Origin of the sequence: Vibrio sp. VP6, from assembly GCF_028823755.1 — a bacterium.
In the GTDB taxonomy this organism is placed as follows: Bacteria; Pseudomonadota; Gammaproteobacteria; order Enterobacterales; family Vibrionaceae; genus Vibrio; species Vibrio parahaemolyticus.
The window spans coordinates 1-2,429 of record NZ_JAPEID010000111.1 but is presented as its reverse complement, the minus strand read 5'-3'; the positions used below and the strand labels follow the sequence as shown (position 1 = coordinate 2,429).

The 2,429-nt window shown below is 41.0% G+C and carries 3 protein-coding genes; all 3 read left to right on the top strand.

What is annotated here, in order from left to right; translation table 11 throughout:
- Positions 1 to 202: 202 nt before the first annotated feature.
- The 3 genes from OU793_RS24125 to OU793_RS24105 all read left to right on the top strand — a co-directional run bounded on the left by OU793_RS24125 (position 203) and on the right by OU793_RS24105 (position 2,369).
- The gene (locus OU793_RS24125) at positions 203 to 487 is read left to right on the top strand and encodes a MazG nucleotide pyrophosphohydrolase domain-containing protein (RefSeq protein ID WP_021452995.1); all 285 of its coding nucleotides are present in this window, start codon (positions 203 to 205) and stop codon (positions 485 to 487) included.
- Positions 488 to 1,254: 767 nt separating this feature from the next.
- Complete coding sequence (locus OU793_RS24110) at positions 1,255 to 1,749, top strand: GNAT family N-acetyltransferase (RefSeq protein WP_062858321.1); 495 nt, start codon at positions 1,255 to 1,257, stop codon at positions 1,747 to 1,749.
- A gap of 131 nt (positions 1,750 to 1,880) precedes the next feature.
- The gene (locus OU793_RS24105; RefSeq protein ID WP_042766423.1) at positions 1,881 to 2,369 is read left to right on the top strand and encodes a hypothetical protein; all 489 of its coding nucleotides are present in this window, start codon (positions 1,881 to 1,883) and stop codon (positions 2,367 to 2,369) included.
- Positions 2,370 to 2,429: the final 60 nt, after the last annotated feature.

Below are 2,429 nucleotides of genomic sequence, written 5' to 3'. Positions count from 1 at the left end.
GTTTTTATGTTCAGAGGTGTCGCACTTCGTACTTGAATCCAAGAAGCCTAACAAAGCATTTAAGAGTGATTCGGCACGCGTGGCATTTTTACTATGCGTTAGGTTTAGTGATTAAGGTGGTATGCAGAAGCATCGGTATTGTGTGCCTCACACCTTAATTGGGCGTTATACGCTTTATGGAAAATAATACAAAAAGGACGTTATGAAGTTATCAGAATTACAAAGTCATATAAAAGAATTCGATTATGCGCCAGAGCAATCTGAACATTATTTTTTGAAACTAATCGAAGAAGTTGGCGAATTATCGGAATCAATTCGCAAAGGTAAACGTGGGCAACCAACGCTAGATGAACTCAAAGGTTCAATCGCAGAAGAGTTATATGACGTCTTGTATTATGTTTGTGCTTTAGCCAATATTCACGGTGTAAACCTTGAGAAAACGCATGAACTAAAAGAAGTTTTGAACAAGGTTAAGTACAACCGATAGAACGCGTATAACAAATTGTTCAAGAGGGATTCAGCACGCGTGGCATTTTTACTATGCGTTAGTTTTAGTGATTAAGGTGGTATGCGGTAGCATTGGTGTTGCGTGCTTCACCCCTTAACAAGGCGTTAGTCGCCAGAAAAAGCTAGCAATCAAAATCATGTTTCTAAGCTCAAAATCTGGCAGTTGCTTGTCTGGTGCACAGGTTCATCGCCGATGGTCAAAACTCAGTTTCAGCTGTTTTAAGTCCAAAGTTTTGCAAGTGTTCTAGCGTTTTTTTCTTTGGTGCTGACAGAGCAGGGCAATCGAGAGTCTGTTTTTGGTTGCAACTTTGCTCGGTGAGCTTGTCGGTTCAAAAGCAGATATACTCGCTGAAAAGACGTTTTCTCTGGTGTTGTAAGTTCCACGTGGTTTCAGTGACGTTGTTGAAAGTCAGCACTGTGAGATTGGTTTTCCAAAAGCGCTTTTTTGGTGTTGTCAGTCCGTTTTCTGCGGTGTTGGTTGTTCCAAGTGGTTTCATTGAATAGTCGCTTTGAGACTACGTCTGACTTAAATGCATCAAAGCACATAAAGTTCGTTGTTCGCAAAGTTTAGTTTGGCTTAAAATTGTCGCTCGGTGCCTCGCGACTAACAAACTGTTTAAGAGTGATTCGCAACGCGTGGCATTTTTACTATGCGTTGTGTTTAGTGTTTAAGGTGGTATGCGGCAGCATCGGTGTTGCGTTGCTCACACCTTAACAGGGCGTTATGTGCTTATGAGGAAAATTGACATGGAAGTGATAGAGGCCAACCTTGATTTGGCCCCATTATTAGCGAGTTATGCGAAAGAATGCCTAGAGTCGGGTATTCCAAAATATTCGGGTGTGGAGCAAGATCCGACAGCTTATTTGTCAGGTTTGGTCGAACGTTCAAAGGCAATCTCCGAGTTACCAAAGGGATATTTACCTAGCACAACTTACTACTGTGTATCGAACTCCGAAATTTTAGGTGCAATCCGAGTTCGCAAAGGTACTAATGCCAACGTAGAAAATGTCATTGGTCATATTGGCTACGAAACTAGACCGTCAGCTCGTGGTAAGGGTGTAGCCTCATTTCTGCTTGCTTGGGTGCGAGACCATGTTGTCACTGATTCAGTTATTGTTACTTGCTCAATAGACAATCCCGCATCTCAAAAGATCATCGAAAACTGTGGTGGTGAATACCTCGGTAACTACACAGATGAGAGTGAGGGTACGGTAAGGCGCTACCGTTTAGCACGCACATAACAAAGCGTTCAAGAGGGATTCTCAACGCTTGGCAATTTTGGTTCTAAGTTTAGCTTTAGTGTTTATGGCACAATAATTTAGGTTTGGTGGCTTGCGTTGTTCACCCCTTAACGCGGCGTTAGGCTTCAAAGATGAACATAAAGAAAGTTTGGTTAATTTTAAGCTCAGTCTGGATAGCGTTGTGGAGCTATCTTTATGTCCCAGTTTTACTTGAAGAGGTTGAGTCTTTCGAAAATAGTGTAAATGAGCAGTTTAGAAGTGATGCTTTACTGAATTTTAAGAAGTGTCTTTTTGATAATGGTACAGACTATCTGTCAGTCAAACTAGACTCCGCAACTTACTGTAAAGACTATGTTGCGAAACAATGCGGTAACGTTTTGTTTTGTAGTAAAGACCTGTTTCGTGAATTATGTTTTAAAAGCTATATTGAGCCATGTAGACACTTTGCTTTCATTGACCCAAACAAGACGGATGGGGTAGATCGCTCCTTGAAAAGGAAAGCAGGATTGTTCATCGAAAAAGGCTACTATTTAGCGTTTCTGTTCTATATTGCTTTTTCGGTGCTCATTCCCTATTTAATGTCCTTAGCTCCAAAGTTTAAGAAATGGTTGTATACGTGAGATGAAGCTTAGTATCAAGTTTGAAGTGCGACACTTTTTACAGATGCGCATGAATATACT

Coding starts and splice junctions, on each gene's coding strand:
- OU793_RS24125 (WP_021452995.1), top strand. CDS start 203: ATGAAGTTATCAGAATTACAAAGTCATATAAAAGAATTCGATTATGCG.
- OU793_RS24110 (WP_062858321.1), top strand. CDS start 1,255: ATGGAAGTGATAGAGGCCAACCTTGATTTGGCCCCATTATTAGCGAGT.
- OU793_RS24105 (WP_042766423.1), top strand. CDS start 1,881: ATGAACATAAAGAAAGTTTGGTTAATTTTAAGCTCAGTCTGGATAGCG.